This window comes from Leptotrichia rugosa (assembly GCF_041200005.1).
Lineage (GTDB): Bacteria > Fusobacteriota > Fusobacteriia > Fusobacteriales > Leptotrichiaceae > Leptotrichia > Leptotrichia rugosa.
This window is the reverse complement of sequence record NZ_CP165644.1, coordinates 1,903,708-1,918,046: the sequence shown is the minus strand read 5'-3', so window position 1 is coordinate 1,918,046 and position 14,339 is coordinate 1,903,708. Positions and strand designations below refer to the sequence as shown.

Here is a 14,339-nt window from a genome sequence, read left to right as displayed (position 1 = left end):
GAGGTGAAAAGCTGTTGTTGACAGTGATAGCGGAAAAGAAAAACATTAGTGAGAATAAAATTATTATTGACAATAAATTGGACTGTGGGCACATTCAAAATGTTTATAGGCTTCAAATAAATGACGAAGTGAGAGCTATTGACGGAGAATTTGAATATTTGACAAAAATTTTGAGTATTTCTAAAAGGGAAGTTATTTTGGAAATAATAAAAAAAATAAAAGATAATTATTCACTTGATGTAAATGTCGATATGGCGATAGGAATTTTAAAAAATGACAAGATGAATTTAGTGATACAAAAATTGACAGAAATTGGTGTAAACAAAATAATTCCGTTAAAGACGAAAAGAGTTGTTGTAAAAATTAATGAAAAAAAAGAAAAGTGGGAAACAGTTGTCAGAGAAGCGCTAAAACAATGTAGAGGAGTAAAATTTCCAAAAATTTCAGAAATAAAAAAATTTATGAAATTGACTACGAAAGATATGACAAAATAATATTTGCTTATGAAAATAGTGAAAATTCAAAGCCGATTTTTGAATTAATTGATAAAAAGGATAAAAATATTTTGTGTGTAATTGGACCAGAAGGTGGAATTACCAAAGAAGAAGTGAATTTTTTAAAAGAAAAAAATGCTTTTGAAGTGAGTCTTGGAGCTAGAATTTTACGAGCTGAAACAGCTTCAATCGTAGTTGCGGGAATTATTTCAAATTTAAAATTAAAATAAAAAATTAAAAAACTAAAAATAATAAAAAACAAAATAAAATTAAATTAAAGAAAGGAAAAAGAAAAAATGAGTGAAGTAAAAAATGAATTTGGTGCAGAAATTCAACAAATAATTGACATTATGGAGGATAAGAAGGCACAGGATATCAAAGTGTATGATATGCGTGGAAAATCACCATTTTTTGATTATTCGATACTTTGTACTGGAAGTTCTAGTAGAAATATTGAGGCTATTGCGACTGATGTGAAAAAAAATTTAGAAACAATAAAAAGCGTGGAAGGACTAGAAGAAGCCAACTGGGTTTTGATTGATGCTGGGGATATGATTATTAGCATATTTAGTAAAGATGCTAGAGACTATTACAAATTGGATGAGTTTTATGACGGTGTAAATGGAGAAAATAAAGAAAATGAAAAAATTGACGAATAAAATATTTTAAAATAAATGAAAAAATAAAGACAAGGCAAAGAAGGAAAGAAAATGAGAGAATTAGACAAGGAAGAAAAAAATCCGAGGTTTATTGCTTTTATTACACTTGTGGGAATAGGATTTTTAATACTAATTTCAAAATTATTTACTTTACAAATTTTAGAAGCTTCTAAATACGAAGAAAGAGCGTTGCAAAATAGAATTAGAACGAATATAATAAAAGCTAACCGTGGTGAAATTTATGACAGGGAAGGGCATTTACTTGCAAAAAATATGACTGGTTACCAATTGGTTCACATTGGGACAAAGACACTTGATACAAATGATGTAAAAATATTAAAAGAAATGAAAAATATGAATCCTGAGCAAATTCATGAAAGACTTTCAACTGAGAAAAAGAAAAAAGCCAAAGATTTGGAAGAAACAATGCTTGATATAAAAAAAATCAATGAAGTAACTGGAACGAGCTTGGATGACATAATTGACAAATTTTTTAAGGAACAAAGACTTGGGACAGATAAAAAAATTTTGGTCATCGAGGATTTGGATAAAACTGTCGCACTAAAAGCTATTGAAAAATTGGATAACGATAGAATCGACATAGTTGAATATAATAAACGATTCTATCCTGAAGATACAATAGCTTCTCACATCATAGGTTATGTAAAACCGATAAATGAAAAAGAATACAACGAATTAAAGGATAAAGGTTATCAAAATAGTGATTTAATTGGGAAAAAAGGTGTTGAGCGTTCTTATGACAAAGAAATGAAGGGTCAAGATGGAAAAGAGAGTATTGAGGTTGATGCAAAAGGAAATATTATAAGACAAGTATCAACAAACGAAAGCGTTACTGGAAAAAATATTTATTTATCAATTGACTTCGATTTGCAAAAAGCTATGACTGAAGCATTTAGTGGTAAAAGCGGTGCATTTATCGCAATGGAAGCAAAAACTGGAAAAATTATCACTTTTGTGAGTAATCCTGAAATAAGTTTGAATTTGATGAGTTCAAGAATTCCTGGAGATCAATGGAATGCTTTGGTCAATTCCAAATCAAAACCACTTGTAAATAAAGGAATTGCAGGACTTTATCCACCAGGGTCGACATTTAAAGCGGTAACTGGTACAGGTATATTGGAATCAGGAATTTCTCCGTACGCAACGGTAAATTCTACAGGACAATATAGATTTGGAGGTTCAATATTTAGAGATGCACATAAAGGTGGGCATGGTGTGACTAATTTTGCTAAATCTATTGAAGAATCGGTAAATACATACTATTATGTATTTTCTCAAAAAGCTGGAATAAAAAATATTGACAAATATGCTAAAGAATATGGAATTGGTCAAAAAACAGGAATTGACATACCTGGAGAATCTATAGGAACATTACCAAGCCCTGAGTGGAAAAAGAAAAGATTTAAGAAAAAACAAGACCAAAAATGGCTTCCAGGAGATTTAATCAATATGTCAATTGGGCAAGGTTATGTACTTGTTACACCAATACAAATTGCTTCAGTTTATCAGACAATTGCAAATAACGGTGTGCAGTTAAAACCAACTGTTGTAGACAGATTTGTAACTTATAACGGAAAAGTTGAAGTGAATCAGCCAAAATTCTCAAGAAAGTTAAATGTGAGTCCAAAGACAATAAAATTGTTGCAAAATGCATTGAGACTGCCAGTAATGGGTTCAGGTGGAACAGCGAAAATACTTAGAATAGACGGTTATCCTGTTTCAGCTAAAACAGGTACGGCACAAAATTCTGGATTTGGAGATAATCACTCGTGGATAGCTGGATATTTTCCATCAGATAAACCACAAATTGTATTTGTTTCGGTTGTAGAAGGTGGAGGATATGGTGGAGTCGCCTCTGGAGAAATGGCTAGAGTCTTTATAAATAAATATAGAGAAAAATATGTTTTAAAAATAAAATCAAAAGATAAGGATAAGCCACAAGATGACAAAAATGGTAAAAACAATAAAAATAAAACTGAAAGTAAAAAAAGCTAAAAATATTTAAAATAAAAAAATAAAGTGAGGAGGTGTTTACTAAATGTCAGATAGAGAAAAAAGAGAAGTAGGAAATTCAAACTCAACAATAAAAAGACATTTTTCCAAAAAAGAAGACACGAATAAAATAAAATCTAATTTAAAAAGATTTAGAAGGAAAAATACAAACAGAAGACATTTAGATGAAAAAAACGAAACTAGATATGTTCCGCTTGCAAATAATAGAAATAGACATGTTGACAAGAGAAATTTGAGAGATGATGCAAAAGATGAAAAAATGTATGTAATCCCATTAGGCGGATTGGAAGAAGTCGGGAAAAATATGACAGCATTTCAATATAAAGATGAGATAATTGTAGTGGATGCTGGACTTACATTCCCAGAAGATGAACATTTGGGAATTGACGTTATAATACCTGATTTTGCGTATTTAGAATCGAATAGAAATAAGATAAAAGGTTTGCTTCTGACACACGGACATGAAGACCACATTGGAGCGGTACCATACTTTTATCAAAAATTGGGGACAGAAAATATACCAATGTATGGTGGAAAATTGACTTTGGCACTTGCTAAAGCGAAATTTGAAAAAAAAGATGCAAAACTTCCAAAAGAAAAAGTTATAACTGGAAGAAATATTTTAAAAATTTCAAAATATTTTACGGTAGAATTTATAAGTGTTACACACAGTATCGCCGATTGTTACGCCATTTGCATAAAAACTCCAGCTGCGACAATTTTACACTCGGGAGATTTTAAAGTGGATTTGACGCCAGTAGATGGAGAAGGATTTGATTTTGGAAGGCTGGCGCAACTAGGAGAAGAAGGTGTGGATTTACTTTTGTCAGACAGCACAAATGCACAAATTCCTGGATTTACACCATCTGAGAGAACTGTTGGAGAAAGTTTGAAGGATGAATTTTCAAAAGCCAAAGGAAGAATAATACTTGCGGCATTTGCATCTCATGTTCACAGATTACAGCAAATTGTAAATATTGCCTATTCTCATGGAAGAAAAATTGCAATTGATGGAAGAAGTATGATTAAAATATTTGAAATTTGTTCAAATCTGGGATATTTAAAACTTCCAAAAGACATAATGATAGATATTGAAAGAGTGGAAACACATCCAGCAGATAAAGTGTTAATTTTATGTACTGGAACTCAGGGAGAGCCACTTGCAGCGCTTTCAAGAATCGCAAATGGAACTCATAAATATATAACGTTAAGACAAGGGGATACAGTTGTAATTTCAGCAACACCTATTCCAGGAAATGAAAAGGCTGCAACCAAAAATATCAATCAATTGATGAAGCGGGAGGCCAATGTCGTGTTTGAAAAAGGAATTGGAATTCATGTTTCGGGACATGGTTGTCAAGAAGAACAAAAACTTATGATAAATCTTGTAAAACCAAAATTTTTCTTACCAGTTCACGGAGAATATGCGATGATTAAAAAACATAAAGAGTTGGCGGTTGCTGTGGGAGTTGAAGAAAAAAATATACTGTTGGGTGAAAATGGAGCAAAATTTGAACTTTCCAAAAGAGAGTTTAGACAAGTTGGAAAAGTACCAAGTGGAGCGACATTCATTGATGGATTTGGAATTGGTGATATTGGAAATGCAGTCTTAAAAGATAGACAAAACTTAGCTGATGATGGAATAGTAATTATTTCGATTTTAAAATACAAAAATGGAACTTTTAATGAAAATATAGAACTTGTTACAAGGGGATTTGTTTACAATAAAGATGCAGAAAGCTTACTTTCTAAAACAAAGGAATTGGTAAAAAAAGAACTTTCCGTTTTACAGAGTGAAAAAGTTAAAGAAATTGGAAAAATAAAACAGAGAATTAGAATAAAAGTCGGAGATTTCTTGTCAAAAGAAACTGACAGAGATCCAATAATTTTACCAATAATTATGGATAATTGAGAAAGGAGATAATACAAAATGGTACAGCAACTTTCAAGTAGAGAAAGAGCTTTTTTGAGAAAGCTGGCACACAATCTTGAGCCTGTCGTAAGAATTGGAAAAGAAGGAATAGATGAAAATGTTTTAAAAAGTATTGCTGAAGTTGTAAAAAAAAGAGAATTAATAAAAGTAAAAATCTTGCAAAATTCATCAGTAGGATTTGATAGAGAATTAGCTGATGAAATTGCAAAAGATACAAAATCAATTTTTGTGGATAAAATTGGAAATATTCTTATATTTTTTAAACCTAAAAATACAAAAGATGCAGTAATTACAACTGAATTTAATGAATTTAAAAAGAAAAAAAATAAAAAATAAAAAAATTGAAAAAAGAAAAAATAGAAGTAAAGTGAAGAAAAGAAATAAGAAAAGGAAAAGAAGATGAGTGCAGGAATATTATTTGGAAATAGACTTTTGGATGTTGCGGCAATATCTTGCCTTTCAGCGCAATTTTACAAAGTTTTTTTTCCTGTATTTAAGGGAAGAAAACCGCAGTGGGGAAGGTTAATTCAAACAGGTGGAATGCCGAGTTCTCATGCTTCAACGGTTGTTTCTCTCGCAACTGGCGTGTTTTTTATAAAAGGCGCTGCTTCCATAGAATTTGCTATTTCAATGGTATTTGCTGGAATTGTCCTGTACGATGCGACAGGTGTCAGACGTCAAGCTGGAAAACATGCAAAAGCATTAAATACATTAATAGAAGCGATAGAACATCGAGAAGGAATAGAAATAATAAATGAGAAATTCAAGGAACTTTTGGGACATACTCCACGAGAAGTATTTTGGGGTACTGTTTTGGGAATAATGTTGAGTTTTTTATTCAAAAGATATATTTTGGGATAAATTTTAAGTTGAAAAAATTTCTCAATTGTATTATAATGAACAATAACAAAAAAAATAAAGAATGAAGGAGCGGATGAAATAATGATAGAAATGATATTACCTGATGGTAGCAAAAGACAGCTAGAAAAACCAATGACAGTAGTGGAATTTGCAAAAACGATTGGTTCTAGTTTAGGTAAAGCAACTGTAGGAGCTATGATTGATGGAACCCAAGTAGATCCTTCGTACATAATTGAAAAATCAGGAAATATACAGCTAATAACAAATACTAGCGAAGAAGGAATAGAAATAATTAGACACAGTGCGGCTCACATAATGGCTCAAGCTGTGCAAAGATTATTTCCAAATACAAAAGTTACAATAGGGCCTGTTGTGGAAAATGGATTTTTCTATGACTTTGATCCTGAAAGACCTTTTACTGAAGAAGATTTGAAAAAAATTGAAAATGAAATGAAAAAAATAGTAAAAGAAAATTATCCTTTTGAAAGAAGTGAAATGAGTGCCGAAGAAGCTAAAAAGTTCTTTGCTAAAAAAGGTGAAACTTATAAAGTTGAAATAATTGATGACTTGGGAGTTGATAAAGTCAGTATTTATAAACAAGGAGAATTTGTGGATTTATGCCGTGGAACACATGTTCCGTCAACTGGATATCTAAAAGCATTTAAATTAATGTCAACTGCTGGAGCTTACTGGCGTGGAGATTCAAATAATAAAATGCTTCAAAGAATTTATGGAGTAGCTTTTGCGACTAAAAAAGAGCTGGATGACTATTTGACAATGATGGAAGAAGCTGAAAGAAGAGATCATAGAAAGTTAGGAAAGCAGCTTGACTTATTTTTTGTAGATGAACACGGACCTGGTTTTCCGTTTTTTATGCCAAAAGGTGTGGAACTTTTTAATAAACTTCAAGAAATTTGGAGAGTTGAACATAAAAAAAGAGGTTATCAGGAAATAAAAACTCCAATTATGCTGGATAGAGAACTTTGGGAAATTTCTGGACATTGGTTTAATTACAGAGAAAATATGTATACATCGACAATTGATGAAAAAATTTATGCAATAAAACCAATGAATTGCCCAGGTTCAATAATAGCATATAAAAATAACTTGCATTCATACAAAGATTTACCATTAAAATATGGAGAAATGGGACTTGTTCACAGACACGAATTTAGTGGAGCTTTGCATGGACTTATGAGAGTTAGAGCATTCACACAGGATGATGCCCATGTTTTCTGTACGAAAGAGCAAATTGAGGAACAAATTATTGAAATTATTGATTTATACGATAAATTCTATACTTTATTCGGATTTGAATATCACATTGAATTGTCAACAAAACCTGATAAAGCAATTGGTTCAGACGAAATTTGGGAAATGGCAGAAGCTAATTTAAAATCAGCCTTGGAACACAAAGGGATTGATTACAAGTTAAATCCTGGAGATGGAGCATTTTACGGTCCAAAAATTGACTTTAAGATGAAAGATTCAATTGGAAGAATTTGGCAATGTGGAACAATCCAATTAGATTTCAACTTACCACAAAGATTTGAAATGAGCTATATCGGAGCAGACGGAGAAAAACATGAACCAGTAATGATTCACCGTGCAATGTACGGAAGTTTAGAAAGATTCCTTGGAATTTTAATTGAACATTATGCAGGAGCTTTCCCAACTTGGTTAGCGCCAGTTCAAGCAAGAATTTTAACAATTTCTGATGAACAAGTGCCTTTTGCAAAAGAATTATTTAAAAAACTTCAAAATGCAGGAATTAGAGTTGAACTTGACACAAGAGCGGAAAAAATTGGATATAAAATTAGGGAAGCAAATGGAGATCAAAAAATACCAGTTCAGTTGATTATTGGTAAAAATGAAGTTGCGAATAATGAAGTGAATGTTAGAAGATTTGGTTCACAAGAAAGTAAAAATATTTCAGTTGATGAAATTGTTAATATTTTGTTGGAAGAATCAAAAGTTCCATTTAAAAAATAATTTTATGTAAAAAATTATTAAAGTTACTAAATAAATAAAAATAGAGGTGATTTTTATGAGTAATTATTATGATGAAAATAACGATTTTTTAGAACAGGAATACAAAAATGAAGAAAAAAATTCACGACTTGCAACTTATGAAGATTTAAACAGGTTAGTTGCTTCAAAGGTTCGTGGAAGTGTGTTGTGGATGGTTTTTGGATTGGTATTATCTGGAATCGCAGGTTTTTTTGTAATGAATGCAGCTTATGTTGGGATATTTTCATACGAGGTATTTGCAGCTTTAGTAAAAATATCAGTAATATTGGAACTGGTAACAGTTTTAGCGTTCACGTTTTTAATTTACAAAGTGTCGTCAAGAGTTCTAAAATTGATGTTTATTGTGTATTCGATACTTACGGGGATAAGTTTTTCAGTCCTTTTTGCAACTGATTTAAATATTGTAATTACAGCATTTTCTGTAACTGCACTATTATTTTTAATTTTGGGGATTTATGGTTATGTCACAAATGAAGATTTGACAAAATTTGGAAGCATTGCAACTGTAGGACTTATTACAATTATTTTGGCAAGTATAGTAAATATATTTTTACAAAGTGACGGTGTAGTCTGGTTTACGACAATTCTTGGAATAATCATATTTGTTATTTTTATCGCTGTTGACATAAATAGAATAAAAAATAATATAATTGCTCATGCTGTGCAAGGAGATACAGAAATTCTTAATAAAATCGAAATTATGGGAGCATTAAATTTATATTTAGACTTTATAAATTTGTTCTTGTATATTTTAAGAATATTGGGAAGAAGAAAATAAATTATATTAAAAATATTTATGTGAAAAATGCTTTAAAGTCGGAGTTTTTCTGATTTTAAAGCAATTTTAATTTTTTAGGAAAGTAGGAAAATCTTGCAAGATAACAAATTAAATAATGATACGGAAAAATTCATTAACGATGAAATTATAAACAGTAAAATTTGGGTGTTTTGTGGCATATTGATTTCAGTTTTGTTGTCGCAGATGTTAAATTTACAGGCTGAAATGTATAAAATTATGTATATTTTTAAAATGAAGCAAGTTTTGGATAAAATATCGTTTTTATTTATCGGAATAATTGTTTTAGAAATTTTTTTGACATTTTTTTTATATAAAATTATAATTAACAAAAGTAAAAAAATTATAAAATCAAGTTTTGTAATTTATTCACTTTTGACAGGTTTAAATTTGTCAATTTTTTCTTCCGTAATAAAAGTTTTATTTCAGAAAAATATTGGAATTTTACCTGTAATATTGCTAATAATATCGTTATTTCTAGCGATAATTTTAATAATTTTTGATTCAAAAAAAATAAAAAAAATGATAAAAATAAAAGTTTTAGAAAATAATGAAACTGAATTTTTGGAGAAAATAAGATTTTATGTGGCGGCAGTTTTATATACGGATATTGTAAAAATACTGATTTTGCTTATAATAAGCACGATAATTTTAATATAAATTTGAAAGGAAAATAAAAATAGATGAAAAGAAAAATAGAATGTGTGGAAGAGTTTCACAGAATTTATAAACTTGGAAATTCTAAAAAGCCGATTGGAAAATTAAAGGATGGATTGGAAAAATTGAGGTTTGACTTGATGGCTGAAGAAAATGGAGAATATTTGGAAGCGGCTAAAAAAGGGAATGTTGTAGAAGTGGCAGACGCACTTGGAGATATGCTCTATATTCTTTGTGGAACAATTATTGAGCATGGAATGCAAAATGTGATTGATGATGTTTTTGAAGAAATCCACAGAAGCAACCTTAGCAAATTGGATGAAAATGGAGATCCGATTTATCGGGAAGATGGGAAAGTTATAAAAGGACCGAATTATTTTCCGCCAAATTTAAAGAAATTTTTTGAAAAAAATGATAAGTAGTTTTTGAAATAAAAAAATTTATTCTGTCTAAATAGTGAAAATACTTGTAAAAATTTGAGAAATATGATAAAATATAAACCGATATGTGAAGAATTTTAACTAAAAAAATTAGTTAATTAAAAGTTATAAATAGTGAAAGCTATATTCAAAATTAAGAAAGGAGCTACTAATTTTAGTAGGGTGAAAAACAATGAGAAGATGTGAAGTTTTTGGAAAAGAAGTTAGCCACGGAAATAGAGTAAGTCACTCTCATAAAGCTACAAAAAGAATATGGAAACCAAATTTACAAACAATGCTTTTAAATATTAATGGAAGTGAAATAAGAGTAAAAGTTTGTACAAAAGCTATGAAAACATTGAAAGGAAAAAATGTTGATCAAGTTAAAAAAATATTATTAAAAAATATTAAAACATTAAGTCCTAAAATTCAAAAAGCATTATTTTCAGTAAAGTAAGTTATTAATAACTTACTTTTTTTTGAAAATTTTAAATTGTTTTGAAAAAATAAAAAAAATGAAAAAAAGTGTTGACATCTAAAAGTATATATGATATAATTTCTCTTGTCTGTGAGATATTAAGATTTTATAGATACGATGTGCGGTCTTCGTCTAGTGGTCAGGACTCCGGTTTTCATCCTGCAACAGGGGTTCGACTCCCTAGACCGTACCAAGTATTAATTATGGTCGCATAGCTCAGTTGGGAGAGCACCTGCCTTACAAGCAGGGGGTCATTGGTTCGAGCCCAATTGTGACCACCATTTATGGAGGTGTAGCTCAGTTGGTTAGAGTGCTTGCCTGTCACGCAAGATGTCGCGAGTTCGAGTCTCGTCACTTCCGCCATAAAATTTGATTGCCGCTTTAGCTCATCTGGTAGAGCAACTGACTTGTAATCAGTAGGTGGTTGGTTCGAGTCCGACAAGCGGCACCATAAAAAATTAATAATGTTGTGGAGAGGTTCCCGAGTGGCCAAAGGGATCAGACTGTAAATCTGCCGGCTCAGCCTTCGAAGGTTCGAATCCTTCTCTCTCCACCATTTTTTTTTATAAAAATTTTAATATGAAAAATCATATAATTTCATAGGAGGAAATATTAATTATGGTTAGAAAAATAAAAGGAGCAGGAAATAAATCAGGAGGAAGCCAACAAGATATTATAAAACAAGCTCAAGTGATGCAACAAGAAATGTTAAAAATTCAAGAAGGATTAAAAGATAAATTTGTAGAAAGTTCTGTAGCTGGTGGTGGAATCACTGTTAAAGCCAATGGTCAAAAAAAAATAGTTGATTTATCAATTTCTTTAGATGTTTTAAAGGATGCTGTTGAGGAAAATGATTCAACAATAGTTTCAGATTTAATTATAAATGCAGTAAACGAAATTTTAGATAAAGCTGAAGAAATGGCTGAAAAGGAAATGGAAGTTGTTACAGGTGGTGTAAGCATTCCAGGATTATTTTAATAAAAATTTAGATTTTTTGTAGTTTTCATGCCATATAAGAATAAACCAGAACGAAACTTCTGGTTTTTTTATAAAAAAATAAAAAAATATTTGACAAATTATATAAAATATGATAACATACTTTATGTAACGTGTGGGTGGATGTCCGAACGGCTAAGGGACCGGTCTTGAAAACCGGCGAAATCGCAAGATGTCTGGGTTCGAATCCCAGTTCACCCGCCATTAAATATAATTTTGGAGAAGTGGCAGAGATGGTAAGAATGCGCTCCCTGCTAAGGGAGTATCCGGGCTAAAACTTGGATCGAGGGTTCGAATCCCTCCTTCTCCGCCATTTTTTTATAAGAAGGTTTTTTTGCATCTGTAGCTCAACTGGATAGAGCGTCTGACTACGGATCAGAAGGTTATGGGTTCGACTCCTGTCAGGTGCGCCATAATTTATTAAATAAAAAAAATATTAGACATTGAAAATCAATAAATAGTTTTTATTGGTTTTTTTATTTTAAAAAAAATTTAAGGAGAATGAATGGAAGAAAATAAAGAATTAGAAAAGAAAAAAAATATCAATAAAATGATAATAATGATGTTTTTGTGTGTAATTGTCTATAATTTTGGACATCCTGGAACTCCAGCGCTAATTGAAATGAGAGGATGGGAAAAAAGTGTGTCAGGAGAACTTTTGGCATTTATGAGTGTGGCTATGTTTATTTCGTCGCCATATTTGGGAGCTATTGCAGATCATATTGGAATGAAAAAGTTATTTATCTTTATGCCGTTTATCTATGGGACTTCTCAGTTATTTTTTGGATTTGTTCCCCAATTGCCTTTGGTATTTATCGCAAGAGTTGTTTCAGGATTCGCATCTGGTGGGACTTATGCGATTGCTTTTGGGTATGTGAGTCAACTGTCGAAAAGTGGCGAGAAAGCTAAAAATATTGCCAAAGTCAGTTCGGCTACTGTAATAGGTGGCGCAATTGGTCAGAAAATTGGAGGAATGGTCGCTGATATTGACCCAAGATATTCTTTTGTACTGCAGTTTATATGTGGAAGTATCGTTTCCATTATTATATTATTTCTTATGAAAGAAATAATTTGCAGAAAAGATAAAACTGAAAAGCTTGATCCAAAAAAATTAAATCCATTTGCGACTTTTAAATATATAAAAGATTTGGATAATTATTCAAGATATTTTTGTCTTATAATTTTATTATCTGGAATAGGAATTTATTCATATGCCAATGCGCTTAACTATTTTTTGCGGTTTAATGAAAAAGTTTCTTCAAATACAATAGGAACTTTTGTGATGTTTTCTTCACTTACCGCTTTTTTTGGAACGGCATTTTTGCTGGAAAAATTGGTTTCAAAATTTAAAGAAAAAAATATTTATAAATTTATGATTTTGATTGGAATAATTTTTATGGCAGTAATTTTGTTTGAAGTGAAATTGGATGTGATTCCGTATGTTATAATGGCAATTTATACGATGTCTTACGAAATGGTGAGATCACTTGGAAATACAATTATTGCTAAAAGATATAAAGAAAATCAAGGAAAAATTTTAGGAGTGGCGTCCGCTGTTGGCTCGCTTGGAAATGCGATTGGCTCCCTTTTATCAGGACACCTTTTGAAAATGAGTGAATTTTTGCCTTTTATTACAAATATTGCTGTAATGGGAATTGTATTTTTACTTATTTTATTTAATAAATTTGATAAAGAAAAAATAGAAAAAAACTAAAATTTATGATAAAATTAAAAAAATTGTAAAAAAATAGAGAAAGGAAATTTATGTATAATTTTAGTTATTTCAGTCCAATTCATATAGAAACATTTATTGTTTCAGCATTATTCTGCACTTTGCTGCTTTTTGTTCCAAAAATTTTTAAAAGACTTGATTTGAAAAAATATTCACTTTTTTTGGGGTATTTTTTGCTATTTTTTAAAGTTGTTGATTCTGTCTATCGGGTAATTTATCAAAAAGAGCCAATCTATAATGTGATGCTTGTTCATCTTTGCAACTTTGTGGCAATCTTTGCTGCTTTTTATCTAATTTTTAGGACAAAATATTTGTATAATGTCGTCTATTATCTATCTTTCGGTCCTATTTTAGCGCTAATTCTACCAGGAATCACGAATTATTTTAACAATTACTATGTCTATATTTTTATGATAATGCACGCTTTGATTGTTTTTACAGTTGTATTTGGAGCAAAATATTTAGATGGAGAACCTACGAAAAAAGGGCTTTTTCAATCTATAGTAACTTTACTTATAATATTTTTGTATGCCGCATTTTATAATTTTTTATTTAAAGATATAAATGCAATGTTCTTGCGAGAATATATTGAACCTAGAATATTTGGATTTATAAAGCCATTTTGGATATATAGGATTGTTTTAATAATTGGAATGGTATTATTAGAAGTTTTGCTTTATTTTCTTTCAAAAATAAAAGCAAAAAATGAATTCGATTAGATTAAAAAAGCACAATTTATCCCGTATTAAAAAAGGGGGGGATTATTGTGCTAGTTCGTAAAAAAAAAATTATTTTTCAGTTTTATTGCTTTCTTCTTCAAATTTATCAAGTATAACTTTTGTTATTTCTTGACGTAATTCAGGAGTTATAGGATGAACTATATCTTTAAATTCTCCATTTGGCATTTTTCTAGAAGGCATTGCTACAAATAATCCATTTTGACCGTCAATTATTTTTAGACCGTGTATAACAAAGCTATCTTCAAAAGTAATGTCAACATGTGCCTTTAATCTATCATTGGCATCTTCAGGCTTTTTTCCAATTCTAATACGAACATCTGTTACTTTCATAAATTTTTCTCCTTTTCTGTATGTTATTTGTTACCTTTTCAATATAATTATACCCCATTTGTTGTAAAAAACAAGAGATTTTCCTGATATTTTTTATACTTAGATAGATAAGGAATTATTTTTTTTATAAAATAATTTTTGGAAATTAAAAAAATAAAAATTTTGATTTTATTTTAGAA

General features: G+C 30.2%; 14 protein-coding genes, 8 tRNA genes and 1 pseudogene. 22 read left to right on the top strand and 1 reads right to left on the bottom strand.

Annotated elements, in window-relative coordinates:
* The first annotated feature begins 14 nt into the window (after positions 1-14).
* From AB8B22_RS09825 to AB8B22_RS09720, 22 genes and pseudogenes are all read left to right on the top strand, one after another.
* Positions 15-724, top strand: a pseudogene (locus AB8B22_RS09825) (RsmE family RNA methyltransferase).
* Between the two features lie 66 nt (positions 725-790).
* Positions 791-1,153: a ribosome silencing factor gene (rsfS, locus tag AB8B22_RS09820; RefSeq protein WP_314082365.1), complete on the top strand. Its 363-nt coding sequence runs from the start codon at positions 791-793 to the stop codon at positions 1,151-1,153.
* 51 nt (positions 1,154-1,204) lie between these two features.
* Entirely contained in the window at positions 1,205-3,169 is a 1,965-nt protein-coding gene (mrdA, locus tag AB8B22_RS09815; RefSeq protein WP_369710974.1) for a penicillin-binding protein 2, read from the top strand.
* 43 nt (positions 3,170-3,212) lie between these two features.
* Entirely contained in the window at positions 3,213-5,099 is a 1,887-nt protein-coding gene (locus tag AB8B22_RS09810; RefSeq protein WP_314082372.1) for a ribonuclease J, read from the top strand.
* An 18-nt stretch (positions 5,100-5,117) separates the two neighbouring features.
* Positions 5,118-5,456: a ribosome assembly RNA-binding protein YhbY gene (gene yhbY, locus AB8B22_RS09805; RefSeq protein ID WP_369710973.1), complete on the top strand. Its 339-nt coding sequence runs from the start codon at positions 5,118-5,120 to the stop codon at positions 5,454-5,456.
* 63 nt (positions 5,457-5,519) lie between these two features.
* Positions 5,520-5,981, top strand: a complete 462-nt coding sequence (locus tag AB8B22_RS09800; protein WP_314082377.1) for a divergent PAP2 family protein — start codon at positions 5,520-5,522, stop codon at positions 5,979-5,981.
* An 81-nt stretch (positions 5,982-6,062) separates the two neighbouring features.
* Positions 6,063-7,973: a threonine--tRNA ligase gene (gene thrS, locus AB8B22_RS09795; protein WP_369710972.1), complete on the top strand. Its 1,911-nt coding sequence runs from the start codon at positions 6,063-6,065 to the stop codon at positions 7,971-7,973.
* Positions 7,974-8,028: 55 nt separating this feature from the next.
* Entirely contained in the window at positions 8,029-8,790 is a 762-nt protein-coding gene (locus AB8B22_RS09790; protein WP_369710971.1) for a Bax inhibitor-1/YccA family protein, read from the top strand.
* A 93-nt stretch (positions 8,791-8,883) separates the two neighbouring features.
* On the top strand, positions 8,884-9,468 hold the full coding sequence (locus AB8B22_RS09785; protein WP_369710970.1) for a hypothetical protein: 585 nt from the start codon (positions 8,884-8,886) through the stop codon (positions 9,466-9,468).
* A 23-nt stretch (positions 9,469-9,491) separates the two neighbouring features.
* Positions 9,492-9,887 (top strand): nucleoside triphosphate pyrophosphohydrolase family protein, encoded by a 396-nt coding sequence (locus tag AB8B22_RS09780; RefSeq protein WP_094079657.1) that lies wholly within the window; start codon positions 9,492-9,494, stop codon positions 9,885-9,887.
* Between the two features lie 190 nt (positions 9,888-10,077).
* Positions 10,078-10,341, top strand: coding sequence for a 50S ribosomal protein L28 (gene rpmB, locus AB8B22_RS09775; protein WP_094079658.1), 264 nt, complete (start codon positions 10,078-10,080; stop codon positions 10,339-10,341).
* A gap of 142 nt (positions 10,342-10,483) precedes the next feature.
* Positions 10,484-10,555: transfer RNA gene (locus tag AB8B22_RS09770), tRNA-Glu, on the top strand.
* 12 nt (positions 10,556-10,567) lie between these two features.
* Positions 10,568-10,643, top strand: a tRNA-Val gene (locus tag AB8B22_RS09765).
* Positions 10,644-10,648: 5 nt separating this feature from the next.
* A tRNA-Asp gene (locus AB8B22_RS09760) sits at positions 10,649-10,725 on the top strand.
* 12 nt (positions 10,726-10,737) lie between these two features.
* A tRNA-Thr gene (locus AB8B22_RS09755) sits at positions 10,738-10,813 on the top strand.
* A gap of 20 nt (positions 10,814-10,833) precedes the next feature.
* Positions 10,834-10,918 (top strand) — tRNA-Tyr (locus AB8B22_RS09750).
* A 62-nt stretch (positions 10,919-10,980) separates the two neighbouring features.
* Complete coding sequence (locus tag AB8B22_RS09745; protein ID WP_094079659.1) at positions 10,981-11,340, top strand: YbaB/EbfC family nucleoid-associated protein; 360 nt, start codon at positions 10,981-10,983, stop codon at positions 11,338-11,340.
* 135 nt (positions 11,341-11,475) lie between these two features.
* A tRNA-Ser gene (locus tag AB8B22_RS09740) sits at positions 11,476-11,562 on the top strand.
* Between the two features lie 14 nt (positions 11,563-11,576).
* Positions 11,577-11,671 (top strand) — tRNA-OTHER (locus tag AB8B22_RS09735).
* Between the two features lie 23 nt (positions 11,672-11,694).
* Positions 11,695-11,771 (top strand) — tRNA-Arg (locus AB8B22_RS09730).
* Between the two features lie 92 nt (positions 11,772-11,863).
* On the top strand, positions 11,864-13,072 hold the full coding sequence (locus tag AB8B22_RS09725; protein ID WP_094079660.1) for an MFS transporter: 1,209 nt from the start codon (positions 11,864-11,866) through the stop codon (positions 13,070-13,072).
* Positions 13,073-13,122: 50 nt separating this feature from the next.
* The gene (locus AB8B22_RS09720) at positions 13,123-13,809 is read left to right on the top strand and encodes a YwaF family protein (protein ID WP_094079661.1); all 687 of its coding nucleotides are present in this window, start codon (positions 13,123-13,125) and stop codon (positions 13,807-13,809) included.
* 69 nt (positions 13,810-13,878) lie between these two features.
* Here AB8B22_RS09720 and spoVG read toward each other — a convergent pair whose 3' ends face one another.
* A complete protein-coding gene (gene spoVG, locus AB8B22_RS09715) occupies positions 13,879-14,160 on the bottom strand; it encodes a septation regulator SpoVG (protein ID WP_094079662.1) in 282 nt (93 codons plus the stop codon).
* Between the last annotated feature and the right edge of the window lie 179 nt (positions 14,161-14,339).

Excerpts from the sequence above, each read along its gene's own strand:
- mrdA (WP_369710974.1), top strand. The coding sequence starts at position 1,205 with ATGAGAGAATTAGACAAGGAAGAAAAAAATCCGAGGTTTATTGCTTTT.
- rsfS (WP_314082365.1), top strand. The coding sequence starts at position 791 with ATGAGTGAAGTAAAAAATGAATTTGGTGCAGAAATTCAACAAATAATT.
- AB8B22_RS09745 (WP_094079659.1), top strand. The coding sequence starts at position 10,981 with ATGGTTAGAAAAATAAAAGGAGCAGGAAATAAATCAGGAGGAAGCCAA.
- AB8B22_RS09720 (WP_094079661.1), top strand. The coding sequence starts at position 13,123 with ATGTATAATTTTAGTTATTTCAGTCCAATTCATATAGAAACATTTATT.
- AB8B22_RS09800 (WP_314082377.1), top strand. The coding sequence starts at position 5,520 with ATGAGTGCAGGAATATTATTTGGAAATAGACTTTTGGATGTTGCGGCA.
- AB8B22_RS09790 (WP_369710971.1), top strand. The coding sequence starts at position 8,029 with ATGAGTAATTATTATGATGAAAATAACGATTTTTTAGAACAGGAATAC.
- AB8B22_RS09810 (WP_314082372.1), top strand. The coding sequence starts at position 3,213 with ATGTCAGATAGAGAAAAAAGAGAAGTAGGAAATTCAAACTCAACAATA.
- yhbY (WP_369710973.1), top strand. The coding sequence starts at position 5,118 with ATGGTACAGCAACTTTCAAGTAGAGAAAGAGCTTTTTTGAGAAAGCTG.
- spoVG (WP_094079662.1), bottom strand. The coding sequence starts at position 14,160 with ATGAAAGTAACAGATGTTCGTATTAGAATTGGAAAAAAGCCTGAAGAT.
- thrS (WP_369710972.1), top strand. The coding sequence starts at position 6,063 with ATGATAGAAATGATATTACCTGATGGTAGCAAAAGACAGCTAGAAAAA.
- AB8B22_RS09725 (WP_094079660.1), top strand. The coding sequence starts at position 11,864 with ATGGAAGAAAATAAAGAATTAGAAAAGAAAAAAAATATCAATAAAATG.
- rpmB (WP_094079658.1), top strand. The coding sequence starts at position 10,078 with ATGAGAAGATGTGAAGTTTTTGGAAAAGAAGTTAGCCACGGAAATAGA.
- AB8B22_RS09780 (WP_094079657.1), top strand. The coding sequence starts at position 9,492 with ATGAAAAGAAAAATAGAATGTGTGGAAGAGTTTCACAGAATTTATAAA.